Below are 16463 nucleotides of genomic sequence, written 5' to 3' on the forward strand. Positions count from 1 at the left end.
CTATTCGTTTCTTAATGCTACTATTGGTTTAATTCTTGAAGCTTTTCGTGCAGGTAAGTAACCCGCAATCACACCAGAAATTATAAGAAGTATTGTTGCTCCAACAACTACAGAAGTCTCTACCGATGGATTGGTTATAAAATACGTTTTCAGTCCCGGTCCTACCAAGCTTAAAATTGTCGCTCCTATTAACAAGCCTATATATCCCGCTAATGAAGTAATTAAAATCGCCTCAAGGAGAATTATGGATACTATAGATCTAGGAGAAGCCCCCAGAGCTTTTCTTACTCCAAGCTCTTTTGTACGTTCTTTTACTATAAAAACCATAATATTACTTATCCCCATTATTCCCGCTATTAACGTACCCAAACCAATGAACAGGACAATAAAATTAAGCACGAACATCATTTGGCTAACATTTTTTGTGCCCTCTGCAAAATTCCGCACTCTTATTGCTCGTTGATCATCTCTAGCTACACCAAATTTATCTTTGAGCTTCGTTGTTAGAGCGTTCCCAAATTCTATGGCTTGGTTGTAGTCTAATTTAGGATTGTAGGTTAAGTGAATAAAATCTATATAATCGTTATTACCATAAATTCTTTGAGCTGTTGTTATTGGTGTATAAATAACCTTTTCTTCATTATCACCCTCATCATCGGAAAAAACACCAACAACCTTGTACGGAATTCCATTTAGACTGATATACTTACCAATAGACTCAACACCGGCAAACAAATCTTCGTCTATCGCCTCTCCAATAACGGCTACTTTTGTTCTATTTAATAAATCTGCATTATTAATGTACCTTCCCTTCTCAACAATGTTGTTTTCTATGTACATATGTTCAGGATGGACAGACCTTACCTGATAGGAATCTTTCTCACCTTTAAAAGAAGCTTCAACATTCCTGTTAACCTTAGAGGTTATGTATTCAACATCATCTCCAAACTCCTCAAGAATAAAATCGTAGTCTTCGTTTTTAAACCTTATTCTTCTACCTGACTGAAATCCTTTATAAGCCTTGGTAGTCCTCCCTGGGAAAACAACGATAGAATTTCTGGCATCTGTACCAAAAAATTCCATGAAGGTGTTTTCTAAACCATTTGCCAAACCAAACAAGATGGTGAATAACATGATGGCAAAAGCAATGGTAAAACCAGAAAGTAAACTCCTGGTTCTATTTTTATTGATACTTTGAAATATTTCCCTCCAAAGGTCTAAATCAAACATACTGCTCTGCTCTTACCTGTGTAATTTTAGCGTCCTCCATAATAACACCATCGCGCAACCTAACAATACGCTTGCACATGTTGGCGATATCCTCTTCATGGGTTACCATCAAAATGGTTTTACCTTCATCATTTAATTGCTGGATAAACTCCATAATCTCGTACGAAGTCTTGGTATCTAAAGCTCCCGTTGGCTCATCTGCTAACAATAACTTAGGATTAGCGGCTAATGCCCTTGCAATAGCAACACGCTGTTTTTGACCCCCCGAAAGTTCTTTAGGCAAATGGTGAGACCAATCTGCCAGACCAACTTTATCTAAGTGAAATAATGCTTTTTCTTGACGCTCCTTACGTTTCATGCCTTGGTAATAAAGTGGCAAAGCAACGTTTTCTAAGGCATTTTTGTAATTAATAAGGTTAAAGGACTGAAATATGAAACCCAAAAACTTATTTCTGTAAACGGCTGCCTTTTTTTCAGTTAAATCTTTTATGGGCAAGCCATCAAGAATATATTCCCCTTCCTCGGCAACATCCAGCATACCTATAATATTCAACAAGGTAGACTTTCCAGAACCCGAAGACCCCATTATGGCTACCATTTCTCCTTCTTTAACAGAAAGATTAATTCCTTTTAAAACATGTAAATGAGAATCTCCTATAGGATAGGATTTGTGTAAGTCTTTGATTTCTAACATCTCTTGGCTGATTATTTAGGTAATAACACTTTGTAGTAAGACTACCAATGCAAAGAAATGTTACAAAAACTAGGCTAAAAAGTTTTTATTATTTTTTTAACGTGCCGTATTTCTTGTAGATAATAAAAATAATACCTCCAACTAGTAAGTAAGGAATAGCCATTAGGTAAACAATACCGTCGTTTATACCCTCTGCAGCACTCTTGGTTTCTTCACTTTCAAGAACCGCTCTACACATGGCACATTGTGCATTACTCTTTAGAAAAGAGAGCAGAGAAAAAAGAAGAAAGGCCGTTTTATATTTCATCTTAGAGGTTCTTACGTTTCGATAAGAGCTATATTTAGTAGTAAGGCGAAATCATGATATAAACTACAACACCTGTTATAGCCACATAAAGCCAAAGTGGGAATGTTATTTTAGCTATTTTTTTATGCTTTTCAATATTATTGGTAATGGCCCTTACATAGGTAATAAGCACAAAAGGAATAACCGCAATAGATAATAGTATATGACTTATTAAAATAAAGTAATACACATATTTGATGGGACCTTCTCCAAGAAATTCGGTGGAATCTGTTGTCATGTGGTGTACAATGTACATTAACAAAAACAGAACAGATAACGCTATGGCAAACTTCATTAAGCGTTCATGACGTGTTATATTTTTATTTTTTATTGCAACAAAAGCCAACACTAGAACTAAAGCAGTTACGGCGTTTATCATAGCATATACTGGTGGCAAGAATATGGGGAGCTCTACATCTATTCTAATTCCAAAAAGTGCTGCTACAGCCAATGGAATAATAATTGACAATGCCACTATTAGCTTGTTGTACTTTTTATCGTCTAAAGTTTCTTTCATGGTTTAAAGACTTTGCTTTGCACTTAACAACAAAGCTATTCGTTTAATAGTTTTTTAATGTCTTCTTTTAAAATACTTATTTGCTCTCTTTCGCCTTCGTCATTAACTTGTTCATCTTCTGATGTTATTCCTCTGTAATAAACAATAGGATTTCCATCTTCTATTCTAGAACGTATAAATCCGTTTTTATCTATTAAAGCGAAATTACCGGAATGTTCAAAACCACCTTCAGCATCTTTATTCTCCCCAGCGTAAATATAGAATCCTTTATTAGCCAAATTGTATATTGCCTCTTTGTCTCCCGTCATTAAATGCCAATTAGGATTGGTAATTCCATAATTATCGGCATAGGCTTTTAACACCTCTGGGGTGTCGTAATCTGGATTTATAGTGAACGATGCCACGCCAAAATTTTCGAAATCCTTGAATTCATTTTGAATCTTAACGAGATTCACGTTCATTCTTGGGCAGATAGTCGGGCAGGTGGTAAAGAAAAATTCAACAACATAAACGCGACCTTCAAAATCTTTATTGGTTATGGTTTTTCCATGCTGATTGGTAAAACTAAAATCTGGAACTTTTCGTTTTTCCCCAAAACTCTCTATAAAGGCTAAATCTGATAGTTTGGAATCTACTGCCTTTTTTTCTTCGGCATAATCACTTCGGCTCTCCTGTCTGGTAATATCGCCTTTGGTAATACGGTCTATTATTCTGGGCACGAATATGATACCGAAAACGAGAATGATAAAAGCTATCCCTATGTACGAATAATTATTTTGCTTGCTCATGCTATTCTTCTATCGGTTTTAAATCGTTCGCTCGCCTTATGGTAGAATTAAATTCTCCTTTTCTTTTCTGCCTGTACTCTGTAAATAGAATCCGCATATCTTCGCTCATCTTGTTTTTTATTGTAGCAACCTCAATACAGTTGTAGGCGCTTAAGCCATAAACAGGTCGGTCTTTGGCTATTTCATCATCCTCCCTGTCATCAATACGACCTCTTTGGTTTAGTTCCTTATCAATTACAAAAACATCATCTGTCGCCAAATCGTTATCTAATGTTGGCACAACTTTTAAGGTGCTGTATAATCTTTTAATAGTTTCTGGTTCCCCATAAACAAAATGCCAAAACTTTAAATCCTCGTAGTGACTTATTTCCTGTCTCAGTTTATTTGCCGTAATCTCAGCGCCTGTTGGCAACACAATCACCACTTGAAACTTTTTAAATCCCTTAAACTTGTCGTAAACCAGTTCTTTTAGATTAGAGGCCGCTGTTGTTTTATTCATGGGATTGTTTCCAAAGAACCCTAAAACCGTTATATGGTCTTTAAGCTGAATGGGCGTATCGCTATTTGAAGTAAACGCCTTTAATTCAATGACATCTTCATTAACAATATCCAGTGGTGTATAGTTGTGAGTGGCAGGATAGAGTAGTAACAAAAAGGTTACGGGCAAAAAAAACAATACTACTAAAACTGTATATCTACCTACTTTCTTTAAATCCATTAAACTAGATTTTATAAAACTATGCAAAAATAAAAAAGGTGGTTCTTAAAAACCACCTTTTAAACTATATTTTAACAGGTTTCCCTGTGTTAAAAATCTCTTTTTATAAAGCCGTCTTTGTAAACACTAAATACATAACCTCCTTCTTGTAAAAGAATAAAGATTAAATAAATAATCAAGAATATTCCTGTCCAGACTACAGCACGTCTTAGACCTGCAGTTTCATCGCGCATGTGCATGAAATCCCAAGTAATGTAATACGCCTTAACAATTGTTAGGATAATGAATATCCAGTTAAGTAATTTCATTCCTAAAAAAGAAACCATTAAGCTTTCTGGCTTAATTATACCCAAAACAACTTCTACAGCTGTTACAATAGACAATAGTATTAGTACTCCCCAAATTTTTTGGGTATTGCTCTTAAACTTTATTAGACCTCTTAATATTGCTAAATTATGTCCGTGTCCCATGATATATCTTAAAATCTATATTTATTAAACTAGGTAGAAGAATGTAAATACAAATACCCAAACTAAATCTACAAAGTGCCAGTACAATCCAACTTTTTCAACCATCTCGTAGCTCTTACGACGTTCGTAAGTTCCTAGTACCACATTAAAGAAGATGATAATATTAATTACCACACCAGAAAATACGTGAAAACCATGGAAACCAGTTATGAAGAAAAAGAAATCTGCAAATAAAGGCGACCCGTATTCGTTAGCATGAAGGTTGGCACCTTCAACGATAACTTTTCCGTTTTCTTTTATTTGCTTAATAGATTCAGCTCTCGATAAAACTGTTTTCTCGCCTTCTTCGTTAATAATTTGTGTTCTTACCAATATATTTTCGTTGGCCTCTAAACCGTGAAGCACTTCGTCTACTGTGTAAGTTGGCAAGCTGCCTTCAGAAGTAAACCACAAGCCTTTGTCACGCGTGTTTTGCACTCTTTCTTTGTGAGCATCTGCTATTGCAAAATCCCTAAGAGCAACCCTTTCACCTTCAGTATCTACAAACTGTAAAATATTACCACCTTTGGTTTGTACAGCGCCATAATCTCCTTTAATGAATGTATTCCATTCCCAAGCCTGAGAGCCTACGAATATTAAACCTCCTATTATGGTTAAGAACATGTAAATGGTTACTTTTGCTTTGTTCATGTGGTGACCAGCATCTACCGCCAATACCATAGTTACAGACGACATAATAAGAACAAACGTCATAAATGCCACATAGTACATAGGAGCATCTACACCATGTAAGAAAGGAAAGTGGGTAAACACCTCATCGGCAATTGGCCATTCTTTGATGAATTTAAACCTTGAAAAACCATAGGCTGCTAAAAAGCCCGAAAATGTTAATGCATCTGAAACGATGAAAAACCACATCATCATTTTACCGTAACTCGCCTTTAGCGGCTGGTTACCGCCTCCCCAAGTTTTTCCTTCTGCTTCAGCATTTACAACTGTAGTACTCATATATAAGGTTGTTATTTAAAAAAGTTGCACAAAAATAATCATTTTATTCATGTAACGAAACAGAACCTCTAAATTTTAAACTATGATAAAAATCAGTTTCAAAAAAATTAGAAATACGCTAATTAATTTCGTTAAATTTTAAGAATCCTTAACGTACAAAATACAAGAACAAGAATAGGTAAACCCAGAGCACGTCTACAAAGTGCCAAAAAATGGCCGACAACTCGAAACCTAGCATTTGCTCTGCTGTATACTTTTGTTTAAAATGATTATAAATTACCACCAATAAACTGATAATACCGGCTGCTACATGCATAATATGCACCACTGCAATGAGGTAAATATAAGACATGGTTACATTACTGGTAGGTCCTGTAAAATTGTATCCTAAGTCTATTATTTGCTGAAAGCCCTTAAATTGAAACACTATAAAGAAAACACCTAAAGTTAAGGTTAACAACAACCATATGGTTGTTGCCGCCCTATTTCCTTGCTTTAAGGTTTTCTTTGCTGCAATAAAGGCAAAACTGCTAATAATGATAAGCACCGTGCTGGTAATAAAGGCATTTGGCAATTGAAAATCCTTTAACCAATCTGGCCTTGAGCTACTTACCAAAAAAGCACTGGTCCATCCCATAAAGGACATAATTAACGAAATGATACCGAACCAAAGCATCATTTTTTTTGCCCTAGCTTGCTTTTCTTGAGGTGTTCCTTGAGTTAAATCCATGGTTATCTTATAAATTTATCAACTACATATACTATTTGAACAAGTGTTATATAGAGCACACTGGCAAGCATTAATTGCCTGGCCGCTTTGGCGGTCATTTCCTTGAATAGCTTGACAGCATAACTTAACATTCCTAAACCTAGCGCAAAAACAGTAATAGCCGCTACAACAGATAATTGTAACTTACCCGTAAACCCAAAAACAGGAATAATAGATACAATAATCGTCCAAATGGTGTACATAATGGTTTGTACCGTTGTACCTTTATCTTGCTTACCTGTAGGAAGCATTTTAAACCCTGCTTTTTCGTAATCCTCAAATAAAAACCAGCCTATGGCCCAGAAATGCGGAAACTGCCAAAAGAACTGCAGCGCAAATAAAGTTCCGGGTTCTATCCCAAAGTCATCGGTTGCAGCTACCCAACCCAACATAAACGGTATTGCTCCTGGAATGGCACCCACAAATACTGCAATGGGCGTCATTGTTTTTAGTGGGGTATAGGCACAGGTATATAAAAATATAGATATGGCACCAAACATTGCTGTTTGTTTGTTTATGGTGTATAGAATTATAATGCCCAGTATGGTGAAAATGGAAGAGATTACAAATGCCGAATTCACAGACATTCTACCCGACGGAATTGGCCTGTTTTTAGTACGCTTCATTAAAGCATCTAAATCCTTCTCTATAATTTGATTGAAGCCGTTGGAAGCACCCACCATAAAATACCCACCAAAAGCAAGTAATATGAGTGTTTGAATATCTATGGTTTCTACACCTAACAAATAACCAGCAAGCGAGGAGAAAACGACGCTCAATGACAAACGCATTTTTGTAATTTCCTTAAAATCTGAAATTACCGAAGGTGTTGCTACTGAAGATTTTGACCTACCCAATGCGATATCATGTTTTGCGAGTGCAAAGATACGCCATAATAGCTTTTTGGCAATGGGTTTGTAAAAATAAACCATCATGATTTTAAAATCCATAGTTTTAAACAAAATGGTGAAATTCTTTTCAACTGCAGGTTGTTATTATTGCGAAGACAGGAATCCTAGAGCAAAACTAGATTCCGAAACAAGTGCGGTACTTTAAAGATTAGGTAATTATATTGAAAAAAGTTTATAAGAACTATAGTATTACATGGCATTCTCCTTTAACTTGAAACTAAAAAAGCCACTTTAAAAAAGTGGCTTTACAAAAAGAAATAATCTTTACCTTAAATCTATTTTTACTCAATTACTATTTGATGGGTTTCCTCTTCACCATTGGCATTAATTTTAAGAATATATGTGCCCTTCTTGAGCTTTGATACATCAATAAGAGTTTCATCATCCATTTGCCCAGATATCACCAAGTTACCGCTAAAGTCAAAAAGCCTGTAAGTGTTTACACTTCGAGAACTTGTGACCATAGCACTTCTGTTCATTGCAGAAAACTCAAAAGGGCTACTTGCAAAATCTTTTGAAGTTTGCGTATTCATGATGGTTAATGTACTTGATGTTGGATTAGGATAAGCCCTAAACATACCTGGATTACTGCAATCTTGATATGATACAAAATAATGAAACCATGGTGACCAACCACAGGAATTTTTAAACCTGATTTCAAATTGGTAGGTTCCGGGGATTAGATTGGGCATAACACCTTCTATGGGATTATTATTAGAAGTTTTTAATGAAGAAATATAGGTATAAGTTGAACTGCCCCATAACTTAATTTTATACTCATAATTTATGGTACCGTTGGCACCATTTAAACTAAACCTATACCTATTATCGTTATGATAAGAGCAAAGATAACCCATAGCCCCTGTGTTAAGGTTATAAAACTCTATAAAACTGGCTAATTGCGGTGCCCCTACCCAAATTTCCTTTTCTATGGTTTCACTAAAACTACATCGATTACTGGATAAAGTACCTTGTAAAATTAATTTTCCGGTGGAATTTAAGTTATTTGTTGTTAAACTTACCGTTTGAGTATTGTTCCCATTGAGACTCGCTAAATGACCTCCAGATAAAATTTGCCAAAAATAGCTTTCTGCTCCAGCCGTTAAACTATAATTATTAGTAACACCATTACACAAAAAACTATTCCCTGACATATTTATACTAGCTCCACAAGCAAAAGCACAGGACTCTGATACAGGTGTATCGGTAAGCTCAGACATTAACCAATTACTGTTGTTTAATGTAAATTGGATATGCTGTTCACTTGTTAATTCATTGGTGTAGAAATTATCAAAGGGTATATGCTTGGGAGCTCTAGGTGGACGAGTAGGCGAATAGGTCTTAGCTAAATCTGTTGTATTAATTACTTCCTGTCCTTCACCAATATCTAAACTACTAAAAGTAGGTATAAAATTAAATGAGGTTTCTAAAAAGGCATCTTCTATAGCCTGTGGCAATTGTACACCTAAGGCTTGAATATCATAAATGCCACCACCTGCATTGTCCAATGGCAACATATTTGATGAAGAGTATACGCTCTTTTCATCTATCAGAGGTTCATGAATGATAATGAAAAATTAAACCTCCTTTCTAATAAATATTTTCCCTTTGTATATCTCTTTTGATTGTTGGTTGGGTAAACCTTTCAAGTTAAATTGCAGGTGAATATCTGAATCTGTTGTCAAAACGGATGAAACAAGCTTTAATGGATTTATTGAAAATGCATTCAAAACTGTCAAAATGAAAGCTAATCCTGATTGAAAACCAACCGTATCATTAATATCTAGAAGTGTGGCGTTGTCGGCAAAACCTAATGGCGTACCACATTCTGAGCCATTGGCAATAGCAATGTTACGTATGCCATTTTGTTGAGGGTAACCCATATTACTGTATTCCGTAGCAAAGCTACTGTGCAATGTATTGGTGTCTATAGCAACATTCCCACCTGTGCCTTGTAATTGGTAAATCAACATTTGTTGGGCGGCAGGCGTTTGTAACAGTTCTAAGGCATTTTCAAGCTCTCGCACAAATTTTTTTATATCTACAACATCAACATCAAAAAGGCTAAGAAAGACCGGTATGTTTATGGTTTCCCCAACCAAATGCCTTACCATAGCTTGATACGCCAAAGGCACATTAGCTCCTTGATGCGGGGCATCATGGCTTATGTATAGCTTTGTGTCATGCGTTTCACTATTAAGTTCCATGTCGCGCAAGGCATAGCGGGCTATTAAGCCGCCCATACTCATGCCCAATACCACGTTTTGCTCCGTACTGCTTCCCTTTAAACCGTTAACCCAATCAATAACGGCTTCTACTACATAGGCATTACGTTGAATATAATCTGTACCGTTTACAAAGTCTATAAATACCAAATCGTAGTCTTCGGCTTCTATAGCATCATTCAAAGTATATAAAACTGCTGGATCTGGGTCTAAATCAACCTCTAATCCTCCTGGATCATCTCTATCAATTAGACTGCGATAATCAAACCTGCTATCTGGGTCAAAACCTTCCACCACGATTAGGGGCTTGGTGAGTTGCATATGCCCTGGTGCCAATTCAACGGTAACCAAAGCCGTACCTGCTATACCTTGCCATGTATTACCTGTTATAGGCTGTCTATTAAAAATAACATCAGTACCAGTACCATTGAAACGTGCAAAAAGCCCACCCTGAGGAGCTATATAATCCACCCAAATTTTAGAATGACTGTATAACGTTGGCCCACCACTATATACAAACTTTACCTTAAGTTCCTTTTCGCCTCCAGAGGTATAGCTTATGGTTTTAACTGCATTAATGGCAACGGTTTGGTAGCCCTGTCCGTTATCAAAATCTATTTGCAATTGGCTTAAGGTCAATCCAGAATTGGTGTATACCAAACTACTCGGCAGTTTGAAGGTAAATGTATCGCCCTGCAACTCATTTTTTAAGGGTGCTACACCAAAAATGGTCTTGGTGTCGTAGGGGTTTCTGCCAGATACATCATAGATGCGGTCATTGCTTACCGTAACATCCCCATTGCTTACCGCATTGGTTTTATATTGTTGGTAATTGTAATATTGTGCTGCCAGTAGCACATCTTCGGTACTATTGGCCTGTTGGGTTTTTAGGTTATCAAACACCACATCTGGCGCGGTCATATTTTGGGCCACTGTACCCACGCGCATGGTGTAAAGCGAACTGTAAAGGGATTGCCACTGGCTTTTATCCACTAGATTATTGGAACTTATAACGCCATTATAGGCTTCTGTCTCATTAAAACGAATGCCAAATTCCTTTAAGTAACCAGTGGTTACCTTGGTTTTATCAATGTTCCCAAAGATGTGTTGCATACGGTTGTAGTAGTTGTTTTGTGCATTGCCGTAAAAAAAGGCAATACAGAGCAGTGTAAAAACGAGTCGTTTTTTCATGATTAAAAATGGATTAAAAGGTTTAAGAATTATCTTAGGGAGTATATTTTACATCGAAACGTCCGTTTGTTATTTTTATATCTTCACAATCATTTGTAACAGTTGAAAATTCAAATGTTCCTGACAATATTAAGTTCTGACTATCTACATTAGAGAAGGTAATTGAACCCTCATATGCATCCTCAATATCATATTTACATTTATCTAAAACATTGAAGTTAGTATATTTAGAGAGTTTTACTAAACTGTAAGAAATATTTTCTTCTAAAGGTCCACCAACAAACAATGCAATATCAACATCTATGTCATCATTTGTTACTCCCCCCCCTAATTGCAATTGGTTTTGTTGGTATATTGCGGTTATTTTCCTTGTGGTAGAAACCACAACAGCTTCACCATTTACCAAATACCCAAACGTATTCTCGCCGGTCTTTGTAGCCAGTGGCAGTTGGTCTATAGGGTCGGTAGAGTTATCATCATCTTTGTTGCAACATGCAGTACTCAGCACAAATAGGCTTAGAAGTAGGACTGTAAGTAGGTTTAATTTTTTCATAGTTTTATTTTTTTGTTTCAACTTAAAAATACTGCTTTATTTGAGAGAAGTTTTAGGCCTAAATACGCTGCTGAAAGATTTGCATATTTATTTCTTTAAAACAGTATTTTTCCTTTTAACAATGTAGTAAAAATATGTCAGAAAAAACTTTTAACTTATGACAAATGTTAGTTCTTTCTTTTTACTTTAAAAATTTATACACCTTAAAGTTTCAGGTAATTTATTAGAGATTCTTCGCTCTGCTCTGAATGACATTAGTTGTCGAAATACCAATTAAACAAATCGGTTCTTAAACCAAAATTAAACCAAACGGTATTGTTGCTAAAGGTTGTAGAAGTGGTAGCGCTAGGGTCGAAATTCCTAACCGTTATATCTGTAAACAACTTTAAATTAGACGCAGTATTTATAATATATCCGGCCTGTAAATTACCGTAAAAAGATGTAGCCTTTATGCCTTGCCCTACCTCCACACCGGTATCGAAAGGTCTGTCGGCTTCGTCGCGGTAAATATCGCCACCATAACTAAAGTTATCGGTGCCGTTATTAAAATCTAAACCTCGGTTTCCAAAAATAAATTTGGCATCGGCAAACCAGCGGTTTAAACGATATCGACCTATTAAAATCAGTTCACTAAAATTCGCTCCCCAAAGATGCGCTAAAGACTGGTTGTTATGCGCATAATTGAGCACTATAGTGTTGTGCGAATAGGTATAAGGTCGAATTCTGTTATACTCCAACTGCAAAAACAGATTATCTACCTTAAAGGCATTGTAATATTTCACCCCTACTTGATAACCGTATTTATTCTTCCAACTTTTTTCACCGCCTTTTATATCGCTTAACGAAAACTCATCTAAGATAAACTGAGCATAGGCGTTTATGTTATCTGTAAACTTATACTTGGCAGCAGCCCCTAAAAGCGCGTTACCTGCCCCTTGACCTGTTTCGAATTCTATGGCCCTGTAAAATATAACCGGATTAAGGTAATTTACATCAAAACCGCGGTCGTTACTGTTGGTCCAAAGTACAGACTCAAACAAACCTAAATTAAAGCGTTTAGATACATTCCAACTTAGGTAATGGTTGGCAACGTACTTGGTTAAAAAAGCTTTGTCTTCGACCACCTCATCGCGTACGTCTTTCATCCACATAAACGTGTTGGTGTATTTTAGTTTCCAAAACTTTGTGTTTAACTTTAAAAATGGGTGCGGACTCGTAACATCGCTTAGCAATAAAGAACGGTATCCATCTCCAATAAAGTTTTTACCGTGCCCGAACTGAATATTTAAAAAATCTACAGGTGAATACGACAGATAGGCTTCGGCCACAGGATAATCGTAAGAGTCTGTTTTAAAGCGCTTGGCAATGCCCCGACCGGGAATTATGGCTGGATCTGGCCCAAAAGCCTTTAAGGTTTCAGCATACCTATTTACGTAATCGGCAAAACGCCCCTGACTTTCGAACACAGCCGAATAAAAATTAAATCTTTTACCCAAACCGCCCTGTACTACAAATCCTCTGGTATTGTTATAGGTTGAATTAAAATCGGCGTCGGTATCTTTACCCACTTGTAAATCGAAAACCGGGTCTATAACAAACCAATAATCCTTTCCTTGAATTTGCACCAAATGTTCGTTCCATAGCTTTTTGCCAACCCAAGTTTCGGTGTCTTTTTGGAGCTTTTTATGTTCGGCTTCAAAATCATAATACTGTGAAACTTCACTATACAAAAATGGTTTTGATGCCGTATGGTTGTTAGTTCCAAGAAGATTCATAGCTCTATCGAATCTGGCATAATCGCTATGAATAAACTGTATGTTTAGCGCACTGGAAAATCGATTATTAGTATACGGTTTAAGTGTTTTATTGAGCTTATCATATTCTTGCTTGGCCGCCATTTCTAATTCAGAAAGTGGTTTTTCTGCCTTGGTATCTTGCAAAACAGCCTTTTCCTTTACCAAAGGAATTCTTATGGGTATTGTGTATTGTTTAAATGTTTTTCTGCCATTGTAAGTTCCGGGCGTAATTTTAGGAAATGTTTCAAAAACCCTATGAACTTCTGCTTTGAGTTCTTTGTAAGCCGCATTTACATAAATGACCTTAAACGTTCCTGTGGTATCTACTTCAAACAGTACCGATACTTTCCCCTTATAATCGGCGTCCACTATATTTTGAGGGACTTTAAAATTTTTAAAGATCAGCTCTGAAACGGTTTTATTAAAACAAAATTGAAGGGAATCTGTACTTACCGATTGGCAATCTGGAAATATAGGAGGTTTTTCGTTAAACGACGTTATCTGAGCGTATCCACTTAATTGAACTAAAAACAGTAATAGTACAAGATATCTCGCCATGAAATAAAGGGCTTTTGTTTTACCACGGAAAGATAGTGTATTTTTTAGTAACCTTGTCTGGGTCTTTAAATCGTAATGCTAACTTGATATACCGAAAAAACCGCTACCAACTAAGTTGATAACGGTTAAATATGCTTAAAATTATTTTTGCTTAATTCTGTACGTCAAACACAATGGGGAGCGTATATCTTACCTTTACAGGTTTATCGCGCTGCTTTCCGGGTTTCATCTTTGGTACTTTATTAATAACGCGTACTGCTTCGCTTTCTAGTTTTGGGTGTGGCGCTCTCGTTCTTATATCAATAACTTCACCTTCTTTGTTGATTGTAAATTGAGTCGTAACAGTTTGTCTTCCAGACAAGCCCAACGCATCGCCCAACGATGTATTAAACTTACTCCTAATTAATTTACTCAGTTTCTCCGACATGCATTTTTTCTTTGCATCATTGGTTTTCTTCTTTTCACATCCAGGATATACGGGCACTTCTTCAATAAAAAGAAAATCTACAATGGGTTCATCTGTTGGTTCATCAACCAAGGTCATATCCTCTAGTGGTGGATTCTTATCGGCTATAGGGTCATCAGGAGTATCAAAAATCTCAGGTAAGATTTCAATGTCATCTGGGACTTCTATGGGGTTTGTAGCCTTCTTTACATCCTTTTGCTCAATGGTCTTTTCTGGCTCTGGTTCTTTTGGCTTGATTAAAGGTATATCAATACTATAAGGATCTTCTACAGTGTACAAATCTGTAACCTCTTGAGGCGTTGTTTCAAAACGCATTTCTAACATCCCATAGGTTACCAAAAGGCAAACTATTAGCCCGACTTGAAAGTACAGGGTGGAGTTTTTTTGTAAATTTGTGTCGTGCTTGTGTGATTTTTTCACAGCTGGGTCATTTTGCCGAATGCCGCTGTGAGAGTCTTTACGATTTCTCATAATAAATTATAGTTTAAATGCCTGCTTTTTAGCAGGCTGGTTAATATTATGTTAAAATCGCAATAAGCATACCAAAAAAGAAATCCCGCTACATTTCTGTAACGGGATTTCGCTTTATGTATTTATTCCTTTAAATTAACACTTAGACTCCGCTAGTGTATTGTGGGGAATTATAATTTCAATTAATCTTGTACCTGGAAAATAATCGGTAAAGAATATGGTACGTTTACTGGCTTACCACGTTGCTTTCCTGGTTTCATTTTTGGCAACAAACCAATAACGCGTTTTGCTTCTTTCTCTAATCCAGGGTGTGGTGCTCTAGCTCTGATACCAACGACAGACCCTGTTTTGTCTATTTTAAAGATAACGTTGATACGTTGTCTTCCTGATAAACCTAAATCACTTGCTAACTCTGTGTTAAACTTTTTATTAACAAACTGAGATATCTTTTTAGACATACAAGCTCTTTTGGCGTTGTTATCCCCTCTATCACATCCAGGGAAAATTGGCACGTTTTCAATAACTGCAAATGGAACGTCGATATCTTCTTCTACTTCTTCTACAACTACCTCTTCTACTTCAACAATTTCAGTTTCTTGGTCAGCCTCGGTAGATTCGATTACAGTCTCTTCTACTTCCTCCTCATCTTCTACAATCTCTATGACTTCTGGTGCAGCTGGTGGCGGTGGTGGAGGTGGTGGTGTTTGGATTTGCTCCGTGATTGGAATTTCTTCTTCTAGCTCTTCATCCATATTAACCATACCTATATCTGTTTCAGACTTATCATAAGTTTTATGGTTAATGGCTAAATTGGTTAACAACAACATTAACGCTAGTCCTATAGCAAAGTACAAGGAACTGTTACGTCCCACATTGGCTTTAGAATTTTTCTTAGGTTCCATAATTTGTTTAGTTTATCAAGATTGCTAAAATAACTTTTTTTTTACCAAAAAAGCAAGAGTTTATATTTTTTTAATGTAGAAACTTTTGGTTATCCACAAGACCGCCAACGCCAATGCTGCCCCTAAGGTATTCGCAAAGGCATCGTAAACATCTAACCCTCTATATTTGGTAAGTGTACCTTGTAATACTTCAAGAATTATACCAAAAATTACGGCTAAGAAAAAAGCATAAAATAATGCCTTGCCTATTCTAAATTTAAATTTAACTAAGAATGAAAAAGACCATAGCATAGTTAATAGACCATAAGCCCCGCAATGAAAAATTTTGTCGGCAAACGATATATCTAGGTCAGGTAAATTTTTTAGCCGTATCAGGCTTATATAAGCTATAAATACTGTGTAGGCAATACTTATTGCTAATATACTTTTTCTAAGCACCGATTAACTCCTTGTAGCCTTCGGCAGATAATAAACTATCGGCCTCAGACAAATCTGAACATTTAATTTTTATCATCCAACCCTCACCATAAGGATCGGTATTTACTTTTTCAGGGTCGTCTTCCAAGGACTCATTGAATTCAATGATTTCACCCGAAATTGGCAAAAACAAGTCCGACACTGTTTTAACAGCCTCTACCGTACCAAATATTTCATCGGCTTCTAAAGTTTCATCTACAGTTTCAACCTCAACATAGACAATATCACCTAGTTCGCTTTGTGCAAAATCTGTAATTCCTACAATGGCAATATCGCCTTCTATTTTAACCCATTCGTGGTCTTTAGAGTATTTTAATTCTGATGGGATGTTCATAATGCTTTTATATTGTTTTAGACAAATGTATTTATTCAA

18 protein-coding genes are annotated in these 16463 nt (G+C 36.3%); all 18 read right to left on the reverse strand.

The window, feature by feature from the left end; genetic code table 11:
• The 18 genes from M0214_RS04295 to gcvH all read right to left on the reverse strand — a co-directional run bounded on the left by M0214_RS04295 (position 1) and on the right by gcvH (position 16424).
• Complete coding sequence (locus M0214_RS04295; protein WP_248724237.1) at positions 1 to 1230, reverse strand: ABC transporter permease; 1230 nt, start codon at positions 1228 to 1230, stop codon at positions 1 to 3.
• Complete coding sequence (locus M0214_RS04300) at positions 1223 to 1924, reverse strand: ABC transporter ATP-binding protein (protein ID WP_248724238.1); 702 nt, start codon at positions 1922 to 1924, stop codon at positions 1223 to 1225. Before M0214_RS04300 ends, M0214_RS04295 begins: the two co-directional genes overlap by 8 nt.
• An 88-nt stretch (positions 1925 to 2012) precedes the next feature.
• Positions 2013 to 2231 (reverse strand): hypothetical protein, encoded by a 219-nt coding sequence (locus M0214_RS04305; protein WP_248724239.1) that lies wholly within the window; start codon positions 2229 to 2231, stop codon positions 2013 to 2015.
• 34 nt (positions 2232 to 2265) lie between these two features.
• Complete coding sequence (locus M0214_RS04310; RefSeq protein ID WP_248724240.1) at positions 2266 to 2787, reverse strand: DUF420 domain-containing protein; 522 nt, start codon at positions 2785 to 2787, stop codon at positions 2266 to 2268.
• Between the two features lie 35 nt (positions 2788 to 2822).
• A complete protein-coding gene (locus tag M0214_RS04315) occupies positions 2823 to 3575 on the reverse strand; it encodes an SCO family protein (protein WP_248724241.1) in 753 nt (250 codons plus the stop codon).
• Position 3576: 1 nt separating this feature from the next.
• Entirely contained in the window at positions 3577 to 4293 is a 717-nt protein-coding gene (locus M0214_RS04320) for a hypothetical protein (protein WP_248724242.1), read from the reverse strand.
• An 89-nt stretch (positions 4294 to 4382) separates the two neighbouring features.
• Positions 4383 to 4763, reverse strand: a complete 381-nt coding sequence (locus tag M0214_RS04325; RefSeq protein WP_248724243.1) for a cytochrome C oxidase subunit IV family protein — start codon at positions 4761 to 4763, stop codon at positions 4383 to 4385.
• A 24-nt stretch (positions 4764 to 4787) separates the two neighbouring features.
• On the reverse strand, positions 4788 to 5771 hold the full coding sequence (locus M0214_RS04330; protein WP_248724244.1) for a cytochrome c oxidase subunit 3: 984 nt from the start codon (positions 5769 to 5771) through the stop codon (positions 4788 to 4790).
• A 148-nt stretch (positions 5772 to 5919) separates the two neighbouring features.
• Positions 5920 to 6501, reverse strand: coding sequence for a cytochrome c oxidase subunit 3 (locus M0214_RS04335; RefSeq protein WP_248724245.1), 582 nt, complete (start codon positions 6499 to 6501; stop codon positions 5920 to 5922).
• Between the two features lie 2 nt (positions 6502 to 6503).
• Complete coding sequence (gene cyoE / locus M0214_RS04340) at positions 6504 to 7490, reverse strand: heme o synthase (protein WP_371873537.1); 987 nt, start codon at positions 7488 to 7490, stop codon at positions 6504 to 6506.
• 242 nt (positions 7491 to 7732) lie between these two features.
• Complete coding sequence (locus M0214_RS04345; protein ID WP_248724246.1) at positions 7733 to 8968, reverse strand: T9SS type A sorting domain-containing protein; 1236 nt, start codon at positions 8966 to 8968, stop codon at positions 7733 to 7735.
• A 60-nt stretch (positions 8969 to 9028) separates the two neighbouring features.
• A complete protein-coding gene (locus M0214_RS04350; RefSeq protein WP_248724247.1) occupies positions 9029 to 10867 on the reverse strand; it encodes a hypothetical protein in 1839 nt (612 codons plus the stop codon).
• Between the two features lie 34 nt (positions 10868 to 10901).
• Positions 10902 to 11420, reverse strand: a complete 519-nt coding sequence (locus M0214_RS04355; RefSeq protein ID WP_248724248.1) for a hypothetical protein — start codon at positions 11418 to 11420, stop codon at positions 10902 to 10904.
• 254 nt (positions 11421 to 11674) lie between these two features.
• Positions 11675 to 13774, reverse strand: a complete 2100-nt coding sequence (locus M0214_RS04360) for a gliding motility protein RemB (RefSeq protein WP_248724249.1) — start codon at positions 13772 to 13774, stop codon at positions 11675 to 11677.
• A 151-nt stretch (positions 13775 to 13925) separates the two neighbouring features.
• Positions 13926 to 14660, reverse strand: a complete 735-nt coding sequence (locus tag M0214_RS04365; protein ID WP_248724250.1) for an energy transducer TonB — start codon at positions 14658 to 14660, stop codon at positions 13926 to 13928.
• Positions 14661 to 14893: 233 nt separating this feature from the next.
• On the reverse strand, positions 14894 to 15613 hold the full coding sequence (locus M0214_RS04370) for an energy transducer TonB (RefSeq protein WP_248724251.1): 720 nt from the start codon (positions 15611 to 15613) through the stop codon (positions 14894 to 14896).
• A 60-nt stretch (positions 15614 to 15673) separates the two neighbouring features.
• Complete coding sequence (locus tag M0214_RS15300; RefSeq protein WP_256467949.1) at positions 15674 to 16051, reverse strand: VanZ family protein; 378 nt, start codon at positions 16049 to 16051, stop codon at positions 15674 to 15676.
• Positions 16044 to 16424: a glycine cleavage system protein GcvH gene (gene gcvH, locus M0214_RS04380; RefSeq protein ID WP_248724253.1), complete on the reverse strand. Its 381-nt coding sequence runs from the start codon at positions 16422 to 16424 to the stop codon at positions 16044 to 16046. Before gcvH ends, M0214_RS15300 begins: the two co-directional genes overlap by 8 nt.
• Positions 16425 to 16463: the final 39 nt, after the last annotated feature.

This window comes from Seonamhaeicola sp. ML3, assembly GCF_023273855.1.
Taxonomy (GTDB): domain Bacteria; phylum Bacteroidota; class Bacteroidia; order Flavobacteriales; family Flavobacteriaceae; genus Seonamhaeicola.